Source organism: Pedobacter sp. UC225_61, assembly GCF_044452285.1.
Lineage (GTDB): Bacteria > Bacteroidota > Bacteroidia > Sphingobacteriales > Sphingobacteriaceae > Pedobacter.
Window position 1 is genome coordinate 205,052 of record NZ_JBIOAL010000001.1, and the last position, 23,447, is coordinate 228,498.

Here is a 23,447-nt window from a genome sequence, read left to right on the forward strand (position 1 = left end):
CTAGTCGGATTTTAAACAGTTATAAGCGTGTATAATCGTTTAAACACGACTAAGCAGCTTTTATTCCTAAGGAGAGGCTTCAACAAAAAAATCTTAAAATTCTTTGGTTTGATATTTTTCTGTAGCTTTAAACATCATCCCAGTAAAACAAAAACAGTATGGAACGTATATGTCTAGACTGCAATGCTGTTATTAATGGCAGGGCTGATAAAAAATTCTGCGACGATCAATGTCGCACACATTACAATAACCGGATAAGAACTGAAGACAACAGTTTTTTAAATGAGGTTAATCGGATTTTAAAAAAGAATAGAGCTATTCTTAACACAAAAAATCCTACTGGGAAAATTAAAGTGAAGCGAGAATCATTACTTCGTAAGGGTTTCGATTTTACTTACCATACCCACACCTACTCCACTCAAAAAGGTCAGGTTTATTTCTTTTGTTATGAGCAAGGATATCTCTTCTTAGAAAATGATGAAATTTTATTGGTAAAGAGAGATACAGAAATTACTCGGGCACAATAACAGTGAAATAACTGAAATTTACACTCATGTGAGCACGAAAAGCCTGCAACAAATTAAAAGTCCTTTTGATGATTTGTAGTTTTTTTCAATACTTTTATAGTAGAAAAGGATAACATTTATCAGAGCTATCTACTGAAAAATGGGTGGATAGATCTGATGACGTCAGACCTATATACAAGTTAGCTGCAACTCTGGGCTCATACCCCTCATAGCCCAAACCTTCCAGTTTTTATGCAAACTGCCGGCACCTTTATAAGTGTCGACAGCTCTGATGAATTACTATTCCGTTTCTAGGTTGATAATTATCTGTCCCTTCTTTTCTGAAACAATGACATGGTCTTTAACATTAAAACCAAGTTTACGTATCCATTCACCTTGTAGTAAAATTACAGGAATTGTTTCGGTCTGCCTTATAGTAAACTTTGAGCCTGCGCATTCCGCTAGGAAGTTTGGGCTTTCTTGGTTCACAAGCACCGCATTTACAGATTTTGTTGGGTTGGAGTTCTTGGATGAATTTTTGATTTTTCAGGTTTCGCATAATTGAAAATTTTTAAAAGCCTGGGTCGCTGCGAAACCTGTCGGTGACCGATAGAATGTGGTACTTTCAACCACTCGCCTAGGATATTGTAAATAAAGTAATAATTGTTGGATATTCACCAACTGGTTTCGCATTATAAAGATGGGTAATAGAAATTTATTAGTCGGATGTTATCCGTTTAAAATCGGGTAATTATACCTGCTATTTTCTCGAATGAAATTGCGTAATTTTACTGAATATCAATAATTTATAAAATGCTATTTAATAAATTGTTCCTGTAACATTAAACCTAATAATTTTTATCAATTAATTAAAAATCCTTTAAACTAGATAGATATGCCAAACTTAGACTTGTTAATTGTTGCAATAAAAAACAGAAAACCAATTTCTTTTGAATATAACAAAGAAGGTAAAATCCGAGGAACGAGAATAGGCAATCCTCATGCCGTGTTCATCTTTACCTCAAAAACGAATGTAACCAGTACAAAAATTCATATCGTTCAAACTGATGGCGTTTCTGATAGTAAAGAACTGAAGCCTTTCCCTGATTTTAGAATGTTTAATATCGAAGATCTAACCAGCATGGTTGTTTTAGAAGATAGTCTTTCATTCGAACCACATTATGAAAAATATAATCCGGAATGGGAAGGATATATAAATGCAATAGAAAAAATATAAATCACTCTAAAAAATGCCATGTCTATTCAAAATGCAATCACTAGACTTTTAAGGACTAAACAATTAAACCAAATTAATGGAGCTAACTATTACAAATTGCAATAATATTGACAGTGGTAAAATTGAAATCACAAACAATAAATTAAATATCAAATTTGGAATTAATGGTACCGGAAAAAGTACAATTACAAGAGCTATAAAATATGGTATCGATTCTCCTGAACTTTTAAAGGAATTAATTCCTTTTAAACATAGAAATTCAGAGATTGAAGTCGTCCCAGAGATTATAATGAATGAAGAAATTAAAAGTGTTCTGATTTTTAACGAGGAATATCTAAATCAATTTCTTTTTAAAGAAGATGAATTAATTTCAAATAGTTATGAGATTTTCATTAATACACCAGAGTATAAGGTTTCTACTGAACAGATCGAGCAACTATTATCTGAAATCAAGAAAGTTTTTTCAGAAAATGACGACCTAAATAAAACTATATTAGACTTTGAAAATTTATCAAAAAGTTTTGCCACAACACAAACAGGACTTTCAAAATCTTCTGCTTTATACAAAGGATTAAAAGAAGGAAATAAAATTCAACATATTCCTGATTCATTAAAAGGATATAGTAAATTAATCAAAGACAAAAGCTGTGTGAAATGGTTAGATTGGCAAAATAACGGGGAACAGTTTCTTGAGATATCTGACGATTGCCCGTATTGCACTTCTCCAACCACCGAAAATAAAGAGACAATTAAATCTATCTCAACGTTTTACGATAAAAATGTAATAAAAAATTTTACAGTTATTATTGAAGCACTCAAAAACCTAGGAGAATATTTTTCAGAAAACGCTAATTTGACTCTTCAAACAATAACAGAAAAACAAACCGGATTAGAAGAATCCGAAATGAACTATATTGTTGCAGTAAAACAACAAATTGATGATTTGTTATTGAAGCTTAAAGCTTTAAAAAATATATCTTCTGTAAGTTTTAGTGAAGATGATAAAGTAGAAGAAAAGTTAAAAAATCTCAAAATTAATATTGAGCTATTTGATAGGTTCAAAGCTGAAAAGACTATCACGATAATTGAATCACTGAATACTTCACTTGATACAGTTCTGGAAAAGGTTGGATTACTTCAAGGTGAAATTAATAAACAAAAGCGATTGGTTAAAATATTAATAGAAAAGCACAGAAAAAGTATAAACTCATTTCTTACTAATGCGGGTTATAAATATACTGTTGAAATAATAAATGATAATTCTAATAATTATAAACTTTTATTACGGCATATCGAATCAGACGGAATCATTAATGGAGGTAAACAACACCTAAGTTTTGGTGAAAAAAATGCATTTTCACTTGTCTTATTTATGTATGAAGCATTGTATAAAAAACCTGATTTAATAGTCCTTGACGATCCAATTTCTTCTTTTGACAAGAGCAAAAAATATGCAATTATGCATATGTTATTTAGAGGAAAGAGTGGAGAATGTTTTTTAAATAAGACTGTACTAATGCTAACTCACGATCTTGACCCTGTTGTTGACACAGTAAAAGTACTAAGAGAGTTTAATAATTTGTGTGAGGCAGATTTCTTAACTACAAAAAAAGGTGTACTTACAGAAACAAAAATTAAAAAACAAAATTTACTATCGTTTGCTCAAATTTGTAAAAGCGCATTAGAATCCGATTTAGACGAAATTGTAAAACTCATCTATTTAAGACGCCATTTCGAAATAATTGATGATTTGGGAAATGAATATCAAATTCTTTCAAATCTTTTTCACAAACGGAAAAGAGAAGAATGTACGGACCAAAGAAAAGAAATAGGAAACGATTTAATGTCGGAAACCGATTTTAACTCTGGAACAGATAAAATTAAAAGTCATGTTAATAGTTTCAATTATGGCACAAATTTAACCAAATTAGAAGATTTAAATACTTTAAAGGCCTTATACAATGAGGTAGAAAACAGTTATGCAAAGTTGAATATATTTAGACTTATCTATGATGATAGCCTTGCTGAAATACCAAGTGTTTTAAGGAAATTCATAAACGAAACCTTTCATATCGAAAATGAACTCATTTGCCAGTTAGACCCCAATGAATACGGCCTAATTCCTGATTTTATTTTGGAAGAATGTGACAAATTTATTTCAGAATAATAATTATCCTTTGTTTTGCTAAATATTTTAGTATTTTTACATTTCAAGAGCGTTAAAAATATTTATGTCACATTTTTTGGTTATTGTTTAATAATTTAAAAATGTTGAAAAAAACTAATGTCGTTATTAACAATGTTTTATGTTTAAAATATTGTTGTTAAAAGTTAGTATCGCCCTGAATTAAATATGATTAATTACATTTATAAATGATACCTGAACTATCAAGTTTAGCACCTAACAATTAAATTAATGGAGACAGTAGCAGTTGCGAATAGCGTATTTTCATCAGTAAGAAAAAAATCTAAGGAGTTAGAGACCCCAGTCCTCAAAAGTGATATCGCAAGAATTAATGATTACAATGTTATCGATGGGTTATCCTTATTAGAGAATATCCATGATGAAGTAATTACTGCGGCTTTTTTTGATCCTCAATATAGAGGAATAATGGATAAAATGAAATATGGTAATGAGGGTGATGGTAGGCAGAAAGCAAGAATTGAACTTTCGCAAATGAGCGATGAAATGATAAAACTTTTCATTGAAGAAATTGATCGCACACTTATTAAAAGTGGGCATTTATTTTTATGGATTGATAAATTTCATTTATGTGAGGGAACAAGTGCATGGTTCAAAAATACTTCATTAAATGTTGTTGACTTAATTACCTGGGACAAAGGGAAAATAGGAATGGGTTATCGTACTAGAAGAAAGAGCGAATATCTACTTGTTCTTCAGAAAAGTCCTTCAAGAGCTAAAGGTGTTTGGACACGTCATGATATTCCTGATGTTTGGACTGAAAAAATTGTAAACAAAAGGCATCCGCATCAAAAACCCGAACTCCTTCAAAAGAACCTTATAGATGCAGTATCATCAAAGGATGATTTTATTCTAGATCCTTGTTCGGGAAGTTATTCTGTTTTTGAGGCATGTTATTCAACTGGACGTAACTTTATTGGCTGCGACCTTAAACAAATAGAAGGTAATGGCTTTAATAGAGAAAAGTAAAGGCAGGGCTGAGGGAAGTGGTTATGAAAGATTGTTCGGTCATCAAGAACTAGGGCATCTTCTATCTAAAGTCCAAGCTACAGTTATTTCTTCCGGCACAGAGCTAGAAAAGATTATTGTTGGCTTGGCTGAAAACATAACAAACGTTGATGCTTTTTTGGATAACCAAATTTTGCAAAATGGTGTTTATTTGATAAGCAAAGGAGCTATAAAAAACTCTAGACTACGTAGTACCCGCGAACCTGATTTGATAGTTTTTCAAATTACGGACACTAAAAGGCATTGCTATATAATTGAACTAAAGGATGGTGATACTTTTGACACAAAAAAAGCGTCGGGTGAAGTTCAAAATCTAATAGACTTTCAATCTCATCTTTCAACCAAAATACAATTTACTACTTCTATTCATGTATGCTCTTTCAATCAATTAGATAAGGATAAAATCGTTTATGGTTTTAAGAAAAAGATAACTGTTGACATGGCAATGACTGGACTGGAATTATGCAATTTATTAGGTTTGAATTATAATGAGATAATTGGATCAAGAGTTCATGAGCAAGTACAAAATATAAGTCATTTTCTTGATGTCCTGCTAAGCATTGATAGTATTAAATCGTTAGTTGAAGCAAAATTAAGTAACATCAATTCTTAACTTTCCTTTTGAACATAGATTCAATAATTAGTTTAAACTTGTGCCTTTCTGAAGCATAGTGCTTTGAATATCTGTATCATAACTTTATGATGCTTATGACGGCATTTTTGCTGCAGCTAACAAAGGTTTGCCAAAATTGGTGGGAAATTCAACTTCAACCTGTTATATTGCATAGGAATTTAACGCAAGCCCACCAACTTCGGCAAGCCTCGGGGCGTTAGCGGTAAGCTTAAATAAAAATCTTTTAAACTGGACAGTATGAAATGGATATTCTCATTATTAGCGCTTTGCATTAGCATCACTTCATTAGCTCAAGTTGAAAACACTTCATACGTCAATAAGTCAAATGAGAAAGTACTTCAGCTTTCTATTGTTGTTCCATTGGAAGTGAAAGAGGTGTGGAAATACTTTTCGACAAATTCCAAACTTTCCGAATGGATAGCTCCTATTGCACATATTGAATTAAAGAACGGGGGCTACATTGTTACAAACTATGACAAGACGAAAACACTCTCTGACAGTAGCTCAATCAAACTAGGAATTATTAGCTACTTAGAAAATGAACTTTTGATTTTGAAAGTAGACTTAAATGGTAACTTTTCTAAAAAGTTGCAAGACGAAGATCAGAACCTGCAAGAGATAATTCAATTTGTCTCTATTGGCCGTGGAAAAACAAAAATTATCTCTTCAATGATTGGATGGGGGCAAGGAAAAGATTGGGATAAAACTTATGATTTCTTTTTGAAGGGCAATGAGTGGACTTACAAAGAACTTTTGAAAGTAATCAAATAATTAACTGTAAAAGCTATACCGCTAACAGGGGTTTTGCTCTACTGGGGGTTTACGAAATAACAATCGGCTGTAAAATCGCTACTGTACTGCATCTCAGCTTGATGGAATTTTGTTGTGCCTTTGGTTGTTTAACACTGACTCAGAATAGAGAAAAAAACTACAACTTATCGAAATAAGAGAAGCAATAGAAGTTCTTAATTTTGTTTCAATACTACTACTTGCAAGTTATCAAGAAATAATACAATGTCACCTCTTGTCAATTTTATAAACCCACTACATTACCGACAACCTACTTTCTTTATTGTACTTTGATTTATAATCTAAAGGTGATAAACCAGTTATACGATTAAAAACTTCTCGAAAAGCTTTTGCATCATTGTAGCCTACTTCATACATGATTTCATTCACAGTTTTTCGAGTGGTTTCACACATCTTTTTTGCAGCTTCAATCTTTACGCGTTGCAAATAATCAAGAGGCGTAAGACCAGTTGCTTTAATAAATCTACGGTCGAAATTCCTTCTGCCAATGTTTAAGTTGGAGGCTAATTTTTCAATGGAAATTTTAGTTTGATAGTTCTCTTCAATAAATTGTTGTGCCGTTAAAACTTCATCGTCACTATGTTTTTTATGGCCATTAAAAATTGAGAACTCAGCTTGAAAACTTCTGTCTAAATCGATCTGGAAATATTTGGCACAATGAATAACAGTTTGTCTTCCATAAAATTTTTCGACCAAATACAACAGCAAGTGCAAAAACGAATACGCACCACCATTGGTGTACATTCCGTTTTCATCAGTAATGAGCTTATCCGTTTGCAAGTTTACATCAGGATGCAATTCTCTAAAGTTTTCAGCTAAAGCCCAATGCGTAGAACAGGTTTTCCCTGCAAGCAATCCCGTAGAAGCAAGCATAAAACTCCCTGCGCACATACTTGCAATTTCTGCACCTTGTGTGTACTGTTTTGTGAGCCAATCGATTAATAGTTTATTATTTGTAGTAGCCGTATCATAACTCCGAATAGACGATGCAGGAATGAGAATAAGATCGGTCTTATCTATTTCATGGATGGCGAATTGGTGTTTAATGGAAAGTAAGTTGTTGTTTAAAAAGTCGTTGTTTGTAGCGCCAATCAACTCGATTTTGAAAACCGCCGCTTCACCCCTGCTAACTAGATAGTTATTGGCAGCACCAAATACTTGGAATGCGCCTATGATACAAGCAATTGTACTCATGGTGGTTTGCTCGTCAGGAACTACTATCGACAAATGTTTCATTCTCTTTTTTCAACAAAGTTAGCTAACTTAATTGTCCAAATCAACCCTTCGTAATGTCTATATCGCAACTTATGAATTTACATTTTGGACATTACCTTTGATCCTATAAAATTTAAAAGCTATGACAACAACTGATTTATGCGTAAAAATGGTGATCGATAGATGGAACGGATCGATTGATAATTTAAATAAACATTTAACTGCTTTAAGTGATGAGCAATTACAAAATGAGATTGCACCAGGCAAAAATAGAGGGATTTACCTGTTGGGGCATCTGATTGCAGTTCATGACGATATGCTAAGACTGATGAACATGGGCGAAAAAATGTTTCCAGAATTGTATGAGCCCTTTATTAAACAACCCGATAAAGTAGTTACTCAAATTCCTTCTGTGGCTGAACTTAGAGCAATGTGGGCAAAACAAAATGATATGCTTCAAGCAATATTTGCTAAAACAACTACAGATGAATGGTTTTCAAAACACACAGCCGTATCTGCAGAAGAATTTTCAAAAGAACCTCATCGCAACAAGTTAAATATCGTGATCACCAGAACCTCACATTTACAATACCATACCGGTCAATTGGTTTTACTTAATTAAAACGAAACAGTGATGGCTAAACAAAATTTTCAATATAGTTTTACAACGTCGAAAGAAATAAGCCAAGTATTTACACATTTAATGGATCCTAAAAATTGGTGGGTAGGTTTATTTGGCGAAACCATAGCAGGAAAAAGCCAGCTTATAAATGACGAGTTTTCTTTCAGGGCTGGTGATGGTGTGCATTATTCTAATCAGAAACTAATAGAACGTGTTGTAAACAAAAAAATTAGTTGGCTGGTGACCGAAAGCAATTTGTCGTTTTTAAAAAACACAAATGAATGGGCTGAGACAAAAATTTGCTTTGATCTCGAAAAAGAAGGCAACCACACCAAAGTAACACTTACACATGATGGGTTACTGCCGCAAATTGAATGTTACGAAAGTTGTTCGAGCGCATGGACACAGTATCTGCAAAATCTTAAAGCGTATCTCAAATGAAAAATTTAGTAGCGATTACTTTACTACTTGTATTAGTTTCTTGCAATGAAAGAAAAACATCTTCAAATCAAAACGTTAAAATAAGCACTATGAAAGATAAAAGTTTCACAACAACAATCACTGTTAATAAAGGTGTGACCAGCACATTCAATGCCATTACCAATTTTAGAGGTTGGTGGTCAGAGGATATTGAAGGTAACACCGACCAGCTAAACGATACATTTTTTTATCACTATAAAGATGTGCATTTATGCAAGCTCAAGCTTATAGAATTAATACCAGATAAAAAATTGGTGTATCAAGTTATTGCTAATGAATTCAATTTTACAAAAGATAAAACAGAATGGGTGAATACTCAACTTGTTTTTGATTTATCAACAGCAGACGGCAAAACTAAAGTTGTATTTACGCATGAAGGTTTAGTACCTGAATATGAATGCTACAAAGTTTGCAACGATGCTTGGACAAGCTATATACAGGGCAGTTTAAAAAATTACATTGAAACAGGTAAAGGAAAACCTAATGGTAAAGAAGGTGGACTTAATGCTGAATTAGTTGCAAAATGGGGCCTGCCAGATAAATAAATCAACAGGCTCTACTTGGGTAAATTGAATTGCCCAAACTAGTAACTCGAAAACAATTGTTATATTTGCAAACCAAAAATAGTCAAGAACACATGTAAAACATAATCTCTTTCACAAAATTAAAGACGGTCTAACTGCAAGCAGTTGATCATTTATTCATCTTTAACAGAAAGACATTATGCTTATTTTACAACATATATCCTATACCCTTCCTACTAAAAAGCTGTTGTTTGGTTCTATCGATCTAACAGTAAATCGTCACGATAAAATAGCGCTCATCGGCAATAATGGCTCGGGAAAATCGACTCTATTGAAAATTATTGCAAAGGAATTACAGCCTTTGGATGGGCAGTTTGTAGTGAATGCAGACCCCTATTATATTCCTCAAATTTTTGGGCAGTATAATCAGCTCACCATTGCACAAGCCTTAAAAGTTGATAACAAACTTCATGCATTGCAAGAAATTCTTAATGGTAACGTAACAGAAGAAAATTATACGGCACTGAATGACGATTGGACAATTGAAGAACGCTGCATAGAAGCGTTAAACTATTGGCAATTGGATAATTTGGATTTATCGCAAAAAATGGAAACCTTAAGTGGTGGACAAAAAACAAAAGTATTTTTAGCTGGAATAGCTATTCATCAACCTGAATTGATTTTGTTAGATGAACCCAGCAATCATTTAGATAGTGCAGGCCGAAAATTGTTGTACAATTTTATTCAATCTACAGCAAGTACGTTACTCATTGTAAGTCACGACAGAAAACTACTAAACCTTTTGGATAGGGTTGCTGAATTAAATAAACGCGGTATTACCATGTACGGTGGCAATTACGATTTTTGTGTTGCACAAAAGCATTTAGAAAACAATGCATTAAGTCAGGATGTGCAAAACAAGGAAAAGGCATTACGCAAAGCCAAAGAAAAAGAACGGGAAACACTAGAGCGACAACACAAATTAGATAGTCGTGGAAAAGGAAAACAAGAAAAGGCTGGCGTAGCGAGAATTATGATGAATACCTTACGGAACAATGCCGAAAATAGTTCCTCCAAGCTAAAAGGCATTCACGCAGAAAAAATAGGTGGCATAAAAGAAGAATTGCAACAGCTGCGTTCGGCTTTGCCAGATCTAGATAAGATGAAATTTGGCTTTGACGATGCTCCATTGCATCGAGGCAAAATTCTATGTAAAGTCACCGCCATTAATTACAGCTATACCCATCATTTCTTATGGAATAACGATTTGACTTTTCAAATTACAAGTGGCGAACGCCTGGTGCTAAAGGGCTTGAATGGTTCGGGCAAGACCACTTTAATCAAACTTATTTTAGGAACGTTAGCTCCACAAAAAGGTACGCTTTATCGAGCTGACCATAAAGCGGTGTATATCGATCAAGAGTACTCCTTGATTGACAATCAGCTCACAATTTATGAACAAGCCCAACAATTCAATGTTTCAGCCTTACAAGAACATGAAATTAAAATAAGGCTTAATCGGTTTTTATTTACCAAAGAGGAATGGGATAAACCGTGTAATGCTTTAAGTGGTGGCGAAAAAATGCGTTTAATTCTTTGTTGCTTAACTATTAATAATCAATCACCGGACATCATTGTACTAGACGAGCCAACAAACAATTTGGATCTTCAAAACATCGAAATTTTAACAGCGGCCCTCAACCAATACCAAGGAACATTGTTAGTGGTTTCTCATGATGAAGTATTTTTGGAGCAGATTAACATTGAACAGGTTATTCAACTTTGATAGAATGGAAAAATCGCTTCTAAACCTTCTAAATTTCCTGTAACTTTATTGAGCTATCAAACATAAAACTATGTCACAAAATAAATTACTACGAATGGATAATATGGGTATCGTTGTAGAATCTCTCGACGATGCTATTTCTTTTTTCTCAGAGATAGGATTGAAACTTGAAGGACGAGCCACGATTGAAGGAGAATGGGCAGGTAGCGTTACTGGGCTAGGTGATCAACGTGTAGAGATTGCAATGATGGTTACTCCAGATGGTCATAGTAGATTGGAGCTTTCGCGATTTCTCGCTCCGCAAACTATTTCAGATCACCGGACTGATCCTGTAAACTCTTTAGGTTATCTTCGAGTGATGTTTACGGTGCAAGACATTGACGAACTCGTAGCAAGATTGATCAAGAAAGGCGCTCAGCTTGTCGGCGAAGTGGTTAAATATGGAGAGTCGTATAAGCTCTGCTATATTCGTGGAACAGAAGGACTACTTGTGGGTTTAGCAGAAGAACTTGGGAAGAAATAAATTACCGAATAGCATATGAAAGACAACACTAACGGAATAGATGGGGCTGACGTTTTAGATAAAGGTCCCTTTTATCACGGAACAAAAGCAGATTTGAAACCTGGCGATTTGCTTACAGCAGGTTTCAACTCAAATTACTACACAGAGGTAATTATGAATCACATTTATTTTACCGCTTTACCTAACGGTGCTGGACTTGCTGCCGAATTAGCCAAAGGCGATGGAGATGGACGGGTTTACATTGTTGAACCTACTGGGAGTTTTGAGAACGATCCGAACGTTACAGATAAAAAATTTCCTGGCAATCCAACTCGTTCTTACCGCAGTAAAGCACCCTTAAAAATAGTTGGCGAAGTAACAGATTGGGTAAAGTTAACGCCAGAAGAATTACAACAATGGCGAGAAAGAATAGCCAATCTTAAAGCAGATTCAAGTGCAAAAATCATTAATTAAACTAACTTATGAATACTAAAAAAGGACTATCTTTTCCATTAATCATTGTAGCTATCGTTTTAGGAGCGACAATTTTCAAACAATTCGATTTTAAAACCTCTAAGTTTGAAAGCCCTGCCATGGCAGTGATCTATATTTTAACTTTTGTGATGACCGTTTATTTTATATTTAAAAACACCAAAGAAGAACAAGAATAGTTTGGCGAAGTGGAGCGTTACTGAATTTGCGATTGCAAGTATTCATCTTCCTTGTAGCGTTTAACAGATTACATGCGTATATACTGGAAACCAACCAAAAAACTCATCATGAAAAAAATTTTACTTACTGCATTCAGTCTATTTTCTTTATCCGGTGCATTTGCCCAAACCGAAGTTGCTGTTGCCTTCAATTCAGGCTTATTTTCTTTTGGGGGAAGCTCTGCTGCCAAAACTTCTTTTATAATTGTAGGTAGTGAGAATAATTACACCAACAATCCTTACGGAGAAAAAAACGGTTTTGTTTATGGTTTATCAGCCAATGCAAAACGTATTTTCGCTAATCATTTCTTAGTGGGATTAGATGTTGGTTACGAAGCGATGAGTAGTAAAATTGACATTCCTGTCGCTTCTACCTATGCTATAGGATCTTCATATGTGAAAGCAAGCGGGGAAACTAAGTTAACTACCCAATTTTTAAACCTTCACCCTAATTTCGGTTTTCGTTTTGGTAAATCTAAAACAACGCTCGACTTAACTGCCGGAATGGACGTAGGCTTTATTTTAAAAGCCCAAGAAAAAGGGGAAGCTAAAATAGCAGATGGAACAGTATATGCTACAGACGGAGATAGAAAAAACTTAAAAACAGATCTAAGACCACGTATTCAATTAACAGCAAATTATCAGACGTTTGGTGTGTACGCTGGTTATTCATATGGCTTAAGCAATTACCTGGAAGGAATGATTGGCGGTGGGCCATGGGATGCCAATTCAAGAGTAATCAGATTTGGCATAGCCTACCGAATTAACTAATTTTATGGTTAATTCATATCAACTGTAAACTTTGAAATCATCCCTTACCTTTTTACTTGCCCTATTTTCCTTTACAGTTACCGCTCAAATTAAGCCAATAGATAGCGTTAAAAAACTAAATGAAGTTACTGTAAAAGGATATTACAATCCGCAGCCCTTACTCAGATCTGTTGGCACAGTCAGCATTTTAGATAGCAATCAACTTCAAAACCAGCCAAACAGTTCGTTAGTCAGTAGTATGAACACGGCACCCGGCGTACGCATGGAAGAACGATCGCCAGGTAGTTATCGGTTATCTCTACGAGGAAGTTTATTGCGTTCACCTTTTGGCGTAAGGAACATTAAAATCTATATCGATGATTTTCCTTTAACTGATGCTAGTGGAAATACGTATCTCAACGCTTTAGATGTAGCAGGAATTGGCTCCATAGAAATCTACAAAGGACCAGAAGCAAGTATTTTTGGTGCAAATACTGGTGGAGTAGTGCTGCTAAATTCTCCTACCAAGCCCATTAACGAAGTTGAGCTTGGTCTAACTGCAGGATCATATGGATTATTGCATCAAACAGCAAGCCTACAACAACTAAATAAAAATTACAATTTTAGCATTATCCAAGGGTATCAGCAAAGCGATGGCTATAGAGAAAACAGCGCACTTAAAAGAAAGTATATTCAAACATCCCACCAATGGGGCTATAGTGCAAAAGGTTTAGTAAAGGCTTTTCTTTTTTACAGTGATTTAGGCTACGAAACTCCAGGGGGATTAACCGCAGCACAGTTAACAGCAAATCCAAGATCGGCTAGGCCAGCAACCCCAACTCTACCAAGCGCAGTACAACAACAAGCAGCCATTTATAATAAAACCTTTTTTGGAGGTTTAGCACATAGTTATAGGTTTAATGAACATTTTAAACATGTACTAGCCGTATTTACTTCTTTTACCGATTTCAAAAACCCTTTCATTACCAATTATGAAAAACGAAAAGAAAGCACCATCGGTTTAAGAACGTTTGTAGAATATGCAAAGGCAAGTCAGCATATAAATTATACCATTCAGGCAGGTTTAGAAAGTGCCAAAACCAAAAACGACATTACTAATTACGGCAACGATAAAGGAATGGCAACTGCATTAATGGCTGCAGACGATTTAACTGCTCATCAAGATTTTGGCTTTCTGCGTTTCAACTTCGACATTAATCAGAAACTGCTCATCGAATTGGGTTCAAGCTTAAACTTCTTTAATTATAGGTATTTAAGTAAGTTCCCTATGGCTATTGCAGAAAGGAAGAGAAGCTTTAAAACGAGATTGATGCCTAAATTTGCAGCATCCTATCTTATCAGTACTAATTTTACGGTAAGAGGATCCTTAAGTAAGGGATATTCTCCACCCACCTTAGCAGAAGTTCGATCATCCGATAATATCATTAATAACAATTTACAAGCCGAAGCAGGATGGAATTACGAAGGTGGTGTACGCTATTTAGCTAACAATAAACGCTTTTATGTAGATGGAAGCCTATTTTATTTCCATCTGCAAGATGCCATTGTAAGAAGATTGAATGAAAACGATATTGAATATTTTATAAATGCAGGTGGTACTAAACAACTAGGCACAGAAGTACAACTCTCAGGCTGGTTAGTACAAACGGATATAAATCGCTTTTTAAATGGCATACAACTACGAACTAGTTATACATACAGTCATTTTAGGTTCGAAGACTTTAAAAATGCAACACAAGATTTTTCTGGTAACAAATTAGCTGGAGTGCCCAATACTACTTTGCTAACTAGTTTGGAGTTTACGTTCAAAAAAGGATTTTATTTCTTTGCTCAACACAATTATACTTCAGCTATTCCATTAAACGATGCAAATACAGTATTTGCAACACAGTATCATTTAGCAGATGTGAAAACAGGACTTCGTAATTTACAGGTAGGCAAAAGTACACTGAGCATTTCAGCAGGCATTAACAATGTTTTAAATCAACGTTACAGTTTGGGAAATGATTTAAATGCCGCAAGCAATAGATATTTTAATGCTGCAGCAGGCATTAATTATTATTCTAGTTTAGCGGTTAAGTTTTAGGGGTTGCCACAGATTACACAGACTTTTATCATGCTTTTAACATCACGTCATTTCGAGAAACGAAGCAATCTTTCTTGCAAAGGCTCCCTACTAAAAACTTATATCCCTTATATGGTTTAAAATGATAACCATTTCTTTTATATTTGATTCAGCGGTAATTAGAAAACCATGAACTTGGAAATTCAAACCTACAACAACAAACAAACAGCTGTTGATAAAGAGATTTGTAATCTCTTGGCAACGATAATTAACCATGAACTCACTGAAGCTGAAAGTAAAATTTGGCATGCACATCCGGTTTGGTTTTTAAATGGCAACCCAATTGTTGGGTACAGCAAACAAAAAGCGGGTATTAGATTGATGTTTTGGAGTGGAGCTGATTTTGAAGAAGAAGAGTTAAACGTACTTGGTAAGAAATTTAAAGATGCTTCTATTTTTTACAGCACTACTTCCCAAGTTGAAGAAAGCAATTTAAAACGTTGGCTACAAAAATCAAAGGAAATTCAGTGGGATTATAAAAACATAGTAAAAAGAAAAGGACAATTAGACCGATTGAAATAACCGAATTTATACGTTATGAACAACACAAATAATCACGATGAGCGTATTCAAAAAATGACGTTCTCATCAGTTTACCCACATTACGTATCAAAAGTTGAAAGAAAAGGTAGAACTAAAGATGAATTGCACCAAGTAATTGAATGGCTTACTGGTTATGATGAAAAAAAGCTACAAGAGCTCATTGAAAAAAAAGTAACCTTTGAAGAGTTCTTTCAACAAGCTACTCTAAATCCTAATGCACACCTCATTACTGGTGTAATTTGTGGTTACCGAATAGAAGACATCGAAAACCCTTTAACACAACAGGTACGGTATTTAGACAAAATAATAGACGAATTAGCAAAGGGGCGTAAGATGGAAAAGATTTTACGAGTTTAATAAATACTACTTAATGGGCTCATATTATAATCCTATATATAAAATAACTTTCATTAATAGAATTGCACAACAAACACTTGGTAACGAAACTATAATTAGCGCTAAATAAGCTATTGTTTTTCTGCTTTGCTTTAATTTAAAAGCCACAAATAGTAATGCGCTATTCAAAATTAATAGAATTAAGAAATAAAAAGATTGAGTATTAGTCAATAAAAAATGTCCGAATGCAAGATAAAGCAGCGTAGCAAATAAACATGTTATCAACACATTTACAGACCATAGGCATTTGAAAATTGTTATCATTAAATCAGTAGTATATAAAAGATGTTGAAATTCAGTCAACCGAAAAAAAAGAAATCATCCCTAACTCTTTTCGCAGAACGCGAAAGTTGACCGAACGTTTCAACATTGACAAATGTAGGGTAAAGCACTTTTCTGTAAAATCATCTTTTAGGGGCTTTATTTTATCATAAAATCTAAAGAAAGGATTAGAAAACGTTATATTTAATCTTATTTATGCCAAAGGTTAATGTAGGTAACCTATTCCATCTTCAATAGAAATTAATTAATTGCGATAAACTATTTTTTATGATTGTCGAGAATTTAAAAACCATTTTCAATAGAGATTTAAACAAGCTAAAGGAAGAAATAGCAGCATATCAAGATGAAGCTAATCTTTGGAAAACCACTGGGGATATTAAAAATTCTGCTGGGAACTTGTGTCTACATTTAATAGGAAATTTAAATACTTATATTGGTGCAGCAATTGGCAATTCTGGATATATCAGAAATAGGGAATTAGAGTTTTCTTTAAAAGATATTCGAAAGTCGGCACTGATAGTAATGATTGAACAAACCATTACAACTGTAGAAGAAACATTAAATCAACTTAAAGAAGAAGAGCTACAAAAAGAATACGAACTAAAAGTTTTTGAAAATAAAACCACAACTGGTTTTTTTCTTATTCATTTAGCTACTCATTTAGGGTATCATTTAGGTCAGATCAATTACCATAGGCGACTTATTGATTAATGCTACCTGCATTTAACCACTACAAGAATTGTTTTTTTAACGTATCAAAATTATTATTAACTTTTAAAAAAAGTAGGCTTTAATACTAATCAAGTGCCAAAATATCATTTAATATGAATGCGGTTATACCGTAAAATCCCACACAAACACGAACTCACACTTAAAAATAAGTTATATAATAAGGTTTAATTCTGCTAATTTGGGTGTATCCAAATATATAGTAAAAATGAAAATCTTATCTGCCGTACCCCTAGCATTTGCCATAATTCTGGTTTCATGTGCTTGCAAAAAAGGAACTAAAACCACTACCGATAACGGAACCCCTATTATCCCTCCTATAACTACACCAGTAGTGAGCGATGTTAGCTTTTGGTTAACCACTGGAGATAAATCAGCGCTGCTACAAAAACAAAATGTAGCATTAAACTTTACAGCTACAAATAATAGCAACACTACAATAGAAGTAGATGAGGCACAAGTATTTCAATCTATTGATGGGTTTGGCTATACATTAACAGGGGGAAGTGCCACCTTATTAAATAGTTTGGGTACTACCGAAAAGGATGCATTACTAAAAGAATTATTTTCTACTGAAGATGGAGCAATTGGGGTAAGCTATTTGCGCATTAGCATTGGTGCATCAGATTTAAGTGCGAATGTTTTCACCTATAACGAAAGACCAGCAGGGCAAACGGATATCAATCAGGATAATTTCTCTATCGCTGCAGAAATGACAGATTTAGTTCCTATCCTTAAAAAGATTTTAGCAATAAATCCAAATATCAAAATTTTAGGCTCACCATGGACAGCACCAACCTGGATGAAAACAAACAATGCTTACAAAGGCGGAAGTTTAAAACCAGAATATTATCAGTCATATGCGACGTATTTCGTAAAGTACATTCAAGCAATGAAAGCGCAAGGCATTCCTATTGATGCTATTACAATACAAAATGAGCCTTTACATCCAGGCAATACGCCAAGTATGTATATGGAAGCGGCAGATCAAGCTATCTTTATTAAAACAGCATTAGGGCCAGCTTTTCAAACAGCAGGGATAACTACTAAAATAATTGTGTACGATCACAATGCAGATCGACCAGATTATCCAATGGCTATCTTAGCAGACCCTGCAGCCAATGCCTATGTAGATGGTTCTGCATTCCACTTATATGGTGGTAACATTTCTGCCCTTACTCAAGTTCATAATGCATACCCAACTAAAAATGTGTATTTCACGGAGCAATGGGTTGGTGGGCCTGGTAATTTTGGTGAAGATTTAAAATGGCATGTTTCTACCTTAATTATTGGTGCTACTCGTAATTGGAGCAGGAATGTATTAGAATGGAATTTAGCAGCAGATGCAAACTACAATCCACATACTCCAGATGGTGGTTGTACTACTTGTTTAGGAGCTTTAACTATTAGTCCAGCAGTAACCAGAAATGTGGCTTATTATATTATTGCTCATGCTTCTAAATTTGTTAGACCTGGATCTGTACGAATTGGATCTACCTTAAATAGCACATTAGCCAACGTAGCGTTTAAAACTACAGATGGTAAACGAGCATTAATTGTCACTAATACGAGTACTACAGCACAAACGTTTAACATTAAACACAACAGTAGAATAGTAACAACCACTTTACCAGGTGGTGCAGTAGGAACATATGTTTGGTAGTTAAAATCTTATACATAAGTTTGTTGATTTAGTTAGTCCCAGTTTTACTGGGATTTTCTATTTGGAGGAAATCTCATTAGCAAGCTCATCATTCCAAACTCGGTTAGGAATTTATGCAATAACTCTTTTATTCGCTTTATGATTCCCATTTTCATGGGAATCACACTATATGTAGTGTAGTTATAAGTAAATCCAAACTTTAATTCCTATTAATTGTTCCTATTTAAATTAAAAAATACAGTATGAAAAAAATAGCTTTTCTTTTAATCGGCTGTGCCGGATTAATCTTTGCTTGTCAGAATAATAAAACAGAGCAAAACGGGAATGATGTAGTTGCGTTAGATACGAATGTACAAGCTGGAACACAGCAGTTTTGTTATTCTTATATAAAAAACAAAGATACCGCAACCTTAAAAGTAATGACTAGTGGGACCATTACCACTGGAGAATTAAGCTATAACTTATACGAGAAAGATAAAAACAATGGTATTGTTGAAGGTGAACTTCATGGCGATACCTTATTGGCAGAATATACATTTAACTCCGAAGGAAAGGAATCTGTAAGACAAGTTGCTTTTCTAAAAAAAGGAGATCAACTATTAGAAGGTTTTGGTGATGTTGTTGAGGGTAAAAATGGTAAAATGATGTTTAAAGATACGTCTAAATTAACTTTTGGCCAGTCTATTGTTTTTACCAAAGTAGATTGTCAGTAAGACAATTAATAGTTGGTATTGGGTCTATTCCCCGAAAGCGGAAATCGTAATGCAATGGAAGGCTTTTATAGCATTACGATACCCAATCGAATTTGGTATCTTACGAACTTACTTTAAACCCTTCAAATCTTTCCCAAAAACCATCAACTGGTAATTTGGCAAATATTTTAATGGGCTCTTTTTGTACAGGATGGATAAATTCTAATTGTCGAGCATGTAAACAAATGCTTCCTTTTCTGCTACCCCTCGGATAACCATATTTATTATCGCCCACAATTGGGCAGTCCATAGTAGAAAGTTGCACTCTAATTTGATGCGAACGTCCGGTTAATGGATTTACTTGTAGCAAATAAAATCCACCAAGTTCTCCTATTAATTTATAATCCAATTCTGAACGTTGGCTATCGGGCACTTCTTTATTATACGCAGTTACGAGATTTTTTTGTGGGTTTTTAATCAACCAATGTACTAAATTCCCTTCCACTCGAGCGGGTTTGTTACGCACTACTGCAAAATACGTTTTTCGCACTTCACGGTTTTTGAAAATTGCGTTCATCCGTTCCAGAGCCTTGCTAGTTTTAGCAAATAAAATTACACCACTTACTGGCCTATCTAAACGATGAATAACCCCTAAAAAAGCACCGTTTGGTTTATTGTATTTAGTGGCAATGAATTTCTTAACCTGTTCGTCTAATGGTTCATCACCTGTTTCATCAACCTGTACAATATCACCAGCACGTTTATTAACTGCTATCAGGTGGTTATCTTCATATAAAATATCGGCTTCGGTAATTGGCATTTCTAGTATTGCTCCTTTTCGTTCGGAAAATCTTTTGCTTTTACATCTTTAATATAAGATTGAGCTGCACCTAAAATTCCATCGTATAAATTAACATATTGACGTAAGAAACGAGGTTTAAATCCTTTTGTTAAGCCAATCATATCGTTCACCACCAAAACCTGACCATCGCAACTTGGACCAGCGCCAATACCAATGGTTGGAATACTTACACTTTCCGTTACTTCTTTAGCCAACTTAGCGGGAATTTTTTCTAGCACAACCGCAAAACAACCTGCATTTTGCAAAGCGATAATATCGGTTTTTAATTTATTAGCTTCTTCTTCGTCTTTTGCCCTAACAGTATAGGTTCCAAACTTATAAATAGATTGTGGGGTTAAACCTAAATGTCCCATAACAGGAATACCTGCAGTTATAATTCTTTGAATAGATTCTACAACTTCCACCCCGCCTTCTAGTTTTACACCATGTGCGCCAGACTCTTTCATAATACGAATAGCTGAATTTAAAGCTTCTTTTGAGTTTCCTTGGTACGAACCAAAAGGTAAATCGACTACCACAAAAGCACGACTAGCTCCTCTCACTACTCCTTGCGCATGATAAATCATTTGATCTAAGGTAATTGGCAACGTAGTTTCGTGACCGGCCATTACATTAGATGCAGAGTCTCCTACCAATAAAACATCTAAACCGGCATCATCTAAAATGGTGGCCATAGAATAATCATAAGCAGTTAGCATCGCGATTTTTTCACCACGTTGTTTCATCTCTTGCAAAATGTGAGTGGTAATTCGCTTTATTTCTTTGTTTACAGACATGTTCTTTGTTTTGTAAAGCAAAATTAGGTTTTATTATTGTAAAAGGAACAGGGTAAAAAATTATTTAGAGATGATTAAAATTTGAAAAAATATATTGAAAAAACCATTGAAAAAACTACCTTTGTATCCTGAAATGAATGAGTTCGATCAGATTTCTTTACCTTCTTACAAAAACGGCATAACCGTTACGAAATTCCATTCTTTTTTCTCTTTTTTCACCTTCCATATTTATTGTACACATGACTAACTACACCAAGTTACCTGCGATTTTGTTATTAGCCGATGGCACCGTTTTTTATGGCAAAGCTGCCGGTAAAATAGGAACTACAACTGGCGAAATTTGTTTTAACACAGGCATGACAGGCTATCAAGAAGTATTTACCGATCCTTCTTATTTTGGTCAGATTATGGTAACTACCAATGCACATATTGGTAATTATGGAATGCACAAAGAAGAAATCGAGTCAGGGTCGATAAAAATTGCTGGTTTAGTTTGTAAAAACTACAACATTCTATATAGTAGAAAAGAAGCGTCAGAATCAATACAAGATAACTTCCAGAATGAAAACATTGTAGGTATTTCTGAAATTGATACCCGTGCTTTGGTTCGTCACATTCGTAATAAAGGAGCAATGAATGCCATCATTTCTTCAGAAATTACAGATTTACAGGAATTAAAAAAGAGATTAGCTGATGTACCAGATATGGATGGATTAGAGCTTTCATCTCAAGTTTCTACAACCGAGCCTTATTATTACGGCAATCCAGATGCTAATTATAAAATTGCTGCTCTAGATTTAGGTATCAAGAAAAACATCTTGCGTAATTTTGACGATAGAGATATTTACGTAAAAGTATACCCAGCTAAAACAACATTTGATGAAATGGACAAATGGGGCGCAAACGGATATTTCATTTCTAATGGCCCTGGAGATCCGGCAGCAATGGAGTATGCAATTGATACAGTTAAATCTATTTTAGCAGCCGACAAGCCGTTATTTGGGATTTGCTTAGGTCATCAGTTATTAGCAGAAGCAAATGGAATTGGTACTATGAAAATGTTTAACGGACACCGTGGATTAAATCACCCTGTTAAAAACATTATTAAAAACCACTGTGAAGTAACTTCTCAAAATCATGGTTTCGGTGTAATTCCGGAAGAAGTAAGAAAGTCTGATAAAGTAGAAATTACACACATTAACTTAAACGATCAATCAATAGAAGGTATTCGCGTAAAAGGCAAAAAAGCATTCTCGGTACAGTATCACCCTGAGTCTTCACCAGGCCCACATGATTCTCGTTATTTATTTGATGATTTTGTTGACTTGATAAAAGGCAATTTAGTTTGGTAGGTTTTTTTACCTGCACTAAATACTAAATATAACTAAAAGATGTTAGCATTAAAATCTAACATCTTTTTTGTTTTTATACAAGTTGGCACATTAAAAAACTTACTACATCAATTTAACCTTCTTAAAACATCATTTCACCGACATTTTTCTGTTTTTAATAAAAATTCATTTTCTATTCATATAAACCTTCTTACATTTATCCCCATGGAAAATAGAAATGCCATTATCAGTGTAAAAAACCTGGTAAAAAATTACGACGATTTTAAAGCAGTTCAAGGGTTAAGCTTTGATGTGTATGAAAATGAAATCTTTGGTTTACTTGGCCCCAACGGCGCTGGAAAAACAACTACCTTGGAGATTATTGAAACACTTCGTCCTAAAACTTCAGGCGAAGTAACTGTAGATGGTTTTTCTATTGATAAAGATCAAAATGCTATTAAACGAATTATTGGTGTGCAATTACAAGCTGCAGGTTATTATCCTAATTTAAACTTAGTAGAGTTGCTTGAATTATTTTCTGGTTTATATGGTGTAAGTATAAAACCAATGGAAATGCTAGAGAAAGTAAATTTACAAGATAAAGCCAAAGCAAAATATAAAGCTTTATCTGGCGGACAAAAACAACGGTTTTCTATTGCAACAACGCTTATCAATTCACCAAAAATTATCTTTTTGGATGAACCAACCACTGGTTTAGACCCGCAAGCTCGTAGAAACTTGTGGGATTTGATTACCGAAATTCGTAATAATGGAACAACAATAGTAATCACTACCCATTATATGGATGAAGCTGAGCAATTATGCGATCGTGTTGCTTTTGTAGAACGTGGACAAATTATCGCGTTAGATACACCAGACCAATTAATAGACAACTTAATTGCAGGTGGTTTTGAGCGCAAAAAAGAGGTAAAAAAAGCAAATTTAGAAGATGTTTTTATCAATTTAACAGGCAAAGAGTGGCGTGAAGATTAAATTAAACTCTTAAACATTCCAATTATTTTAACCTTTCAACCTTAAAA

26 protein-coding genes are annotated in these 23,447 nt (G+C 34.2%); 22 read left to right on the forward strand and 4 right to left on the reverse strand.

The window, feature by feature from the left end:
- Positions 1-158: 158 nt before the first annotated feature.
- Positions 159-527, forward strand: a complete 369-nt coding sequence (locus tag ACHMWN_RS01005) for a hypothetical protein (RefSeq protein WP_397297053.1) — start codon at positions 159-161, stop codon at positions 525-527.
- Positions 528-806: 279 nt separating this feature from the next.
- On the opposite strand, the gene ACHMWN_RS01010 is transcribed toward ACHMWN_RS01005, so the two are convergent.
- On the reverse strand, positions 807-1,001 hold the full coding sequence (locus tag ACHMWN_RS01010) for a SymE family type I addiction module toxin (RefSeq protein ID WP_397297055.1): 195 nt from the start codon (positions 999-1,001) through the stop codon (positions 807-809).
- 400 nt (positions 1,002-1,401) lie between these two features.
- Between ACHMWN_RS01010 and ACHMWN_RS01015 the strand changes: the two genes are divergently transcribed.
- The 5 genes from ACHMWN_RS01015 to ACHMWN_RS01035 all read left to right on the forward strand — a co-directional run bounded on the left by ACHMWN_RS01015 (position 1,402) and on the right by ACHMWN_RS01035 (position 6,359).
- Positions 1,402-1,743 (forward strand): hypothetical protein, encoded by a 342-nt coding sequence (locus tag ACHMWN_RS01015; RefSeq protein ID WP_397297056.1) that lies wholly within the window; start codon positions 1,402-1,404, stop codon positions 1,741-1,743.
- Positions 1,744-1,819: 76 nt separating this feature from the next.
- The gene (locus tag ACHMWN_RS01020; RefSeq protein ID WP_397297057.1) at positions 1,820-3,910 is read left to right on the forward strand and encodes a hypothetical protein; all 2,091 of its coding nucleotides are present in this window, start codon (positions 1,820-1,822) and stop codon (positions 3,908-3,910) included.
- A 249-nt stretch (positions 3,911-4,159) separates the two neighbouring features.
- Positions 4,160-4,915, forward strand: coding sequence for a DNA methyltransferase (locus ACHMWN_RS01025; RefSeq protein WP_397297059.1), 756 nt, complete (start codon positions 4,160-4,162; stop codon positions 4,913-4,915).
- On the forward strand, positions 4,893-5,567 hold the full coding sequence (locus ACHMWN_RS01030; RefSeq protein ID WP_397297060.1) for a hypothetical protein: 675 nt from the start codon (positions 4,893-4,895) through the stop codon (positions 5,565-5,567). Before ACHMWN_RS01025 ends, ACHMWN_RS01030 begins: the two co-directional genes overlap by 23 nt.
- A gap of 258 nt (positions 5,568-5,825) precedes the next feature.
- Entirely contained in the window at positions 5,826-6,359 is a 534-nt protein-coding gene (locus ACHMWN_RS01035) for a hypothetical protein (protein ID WP_397297061.1), read from the forward strand.
- A 273-nt stretch (positions 6,360-6,632) separates the two neighbouring features.
- Here the strand turns inward: ACHMWN_RS01035 and ACHMWN_RS01040 are convergent, their stop codons facing one another.
- The gene (locus ACHMWN_RS01040) at positions 6,633-7,634 is read right to left on the reverse strand and encodes a GlxA family transcriptional regulator (protein ID WP_397297063.1); all 1,002 of its coding nucleotides are present in this window, start codon (positions 7,632-7,634) and stop codon (positions 6,633-6,635) included.
- Between the two features lie 121 nt (positions 7,635-7,755).
- Here ACHMWN_RS01040 and ACHMWN_RS01045 point away from each other — a divergent pair, with 121 nt between their 5' ends.
- The 14 genes from ACHMWN_RS01045 (at position 7,756) to ACHMWN_RS01110 (ending at position 19,459) form a co-directional block, all read left to right on the forward strand.
- Entirely contained in the window at positions 7,756-8,235 is a 480-nt protein-coding gene (locus ACHMWN_RS01045) for a DinB family protein (RefSeq protein ID WP_397297065.1), read from the forward strand.
- A gap of 12 nt (positions 8,236-8,247) precedes the next feature.
- Positions 8,248-8,676, forward strand: coding sequence for an SRPBCC domain-containing protein (locus tag ACHMWN_RS01050; RefSeq protein WP_397297067.1), 429 nt, complete (start codon positions 8,248-8,250; stop codon positions 8,674-8,676).
- Positions 8,673-9,260, forward strand: coding sequence for an SRPBCC domain-containing protein (locus tag ACHMWN_RS01055; RefSeq protein WP_397297069.1), 588 nt, complete (start codon positions 8,673-8,675; stop codon positions 9,258-9,260). The genes ACHMWN_RS01050 and ACHMWN_RS01055 overlap by 4 nt, the downstream gene beginning before the upstream one ends.
- Before the next feature lie 178 nt (positions 9,261-9,438).
- Entirely contained in the window at positions 9,439-11,025 is a 1,587-nt protein-coding gene (locus ACHMWN_RS01060) for an ABC-F family ATP-binding cassette domain-containing protein (RefSeq protein WP_397297071.1), read from the forward strand.
- 70 nt (positions 11,026-11,095) lie between these two features.
- The gene (locus ACHMWN_RS01065) at positions 11,096-11,548 is read left to right on the forward strand and encodes a VOC family protein (RefSeq protein WP_397297072.1); all 453 of its coding nucleotides are present in this window, start codon (positions 11,096-11,098) and stop codon (positions 11,546-11,548) included.
- A 15-nt stretch (positions 11,549-11,563) separates the two neighbouring features.
- A complete protein-coding gene (gene arr / locus ACHMWN_RS01070) occupies positions 11,564-12,001 on the forward strand; it encodes an NAD(+)--rifampin ADP-ribosyltransferase (protein ID WP_397297073.1) in 438 nt (145 codons plus the stop codon).
- A gap of 8 nt (positions 12,002-12,009) precedes the next feature.
- A complete protein-coding gene (locus ACHMWN_RS01075; protein WP_397297074.1) occupies positions 12,010-12,198 on the forward strand; it encodes a hypothetical protein in 189 nt (62 codons plus the stop codon).
- A 108-nt stretch (positions 12,199-12,306) separates the two neighbouring features.
- On the forward strand, positions 12,307-13,008 hold the full coding sequence (locus ACHMWN_RS01080) for a hypothetical protein (protein ID WP_397297075.1): 702 nt from the start codon (positions 12,307-12,309) through the stop codon (positions 13,006-13,008).
- 31 nt (positions 13,009-13,039) lie between these two features.
- Entirely contained in the window at positions 13,040-15,094 is a 2,055-nt protein-coding gene (locus tag ACHMWN_RS01085) for a TonB-dependent receptor (RefSeq protein ID WP_397297076.1), read from the forward strand.
- 168 nt (positions 15,095-15,262) lie between these two features.
- Entirely contained in the window at positions 15,263-15,655 is a 393-nt protein-coding gene (locus tag ACHMWN_RS01090) for a DUF1801 domain-containing protein (protein WP_397297077.1), read from the forward strand.
- A gap of 15 nt (positions 15,656-15,670) precedes the next feature.
- On the forward strand, positions 15,671-16,033 hold the full coding sequence (locus ACHMWN_RS01095; RefSeq protein ID WP_397297078.1) for a DUF2200 domain-containing protein: 363 nt from the start codon (positions 15,671-15,673) through the stop codon (positions 16,031-16,033).
- Positions 16,034-16,621: 588 nt separating this feature from the next.
- On the forward strand, positions 16,622-17,065 hold the full coding sequence (locus ACHMWN_RS01100; protein ID WP_397297079.1) for a DinB family protein: 444 nt from the start codon (positions 16,622-16,624) through the stop codon (positions 17,063-17,065).
- Between the two features lie 226 nt (positions 17,066-17,291).
- A complete protein-coding gene (locus ACHMWN_RS01105) occupies positions 17,292-18,746 on the forward strand; it encodes a glycoside hydrolase family 30 beta sandwich domain-containing protein (RefSeq protein ID WP_397297080.1) in 1,455 nt (484 codons plus the stop codon).
- A 242-nt stretch (positions 18,747-18,988) separates the two neighbouring features.
- The gene (locus ACHMWN_RS01110) at positions 18,989-19,459 is read left to right on the forward strand and encodes a hypothetical protein (protein WP_397297082.1); all 471 of its coding nucleotides are present in this window, start codon (positions 18,989-18,991) and stop codon (positions 19,457-19,459) included.
- Between the two features lie 100 nt (positions 19,460-19,559).
- Here the strand turns inward: ACHMWN_RS01110 and ACHMWN_RS01115 are convergent, their stop codons facing one another.
- Positions 19,560-20,258, reverse strand: coding sequence for an RluA family pseudouridine synthase (locus ACHMWN_RS01115; RefSeq protein ID WP_397297083.1), 699 nt, complete (start codon positions 20,256-20,258; stop codon positions 19,560-19,562).
- A 2-nt stretch (positions 20,259-20,260) separates the two neighbouring features.
- Positions 20,261-21,076, reverse strand: a complete 816-nt coding sequence (panB, locus tag ACHMWN_RS01120) for a 3-methyl-2-oxobutanoate hydroxymethyltransferase (RefSeq protein ID WP_397297085.1) — start codon at positions 21,074-21,076, stop codon at positions 20,261-20,263.
- 239 nt (positions 21,077-21,315) lie between these two features.
- On the opposite strand from panB, the gene carA reads away from it, so the two are divergent.
- Both carA and ACHMWN_RS01130 read left to right on the forward strand, forming a co-directional pair.
- Complete coding sequence (carA, locus tag ACHMWN_RS01125) at positions 21,316-22,428, forward strand: glutamine-hydrolyzing carbamoyl-phosphate synthase small subunit (RefSeq protein WP_397297087.1); 1,113 nt, start codon at positions 21,316-21,318, stop codon at positions 22,426-22,428.
- 204 nt (positions 22,429-22,632) lie between these two features.
- Positions 22,633-23,400 (forward strand): ABC transporter ATP-binding protein, encoded by a 768-nt coding sequence (locus ACHMWN_RS01130; RefSeq protein ID WP_397297088.1) that lies wholly within the window; start codon positions 22,633-22,635, stop codon positions 23,398-23,400.
- Positions 23,401-23,447: the final 47 nt, after the last annotated feature.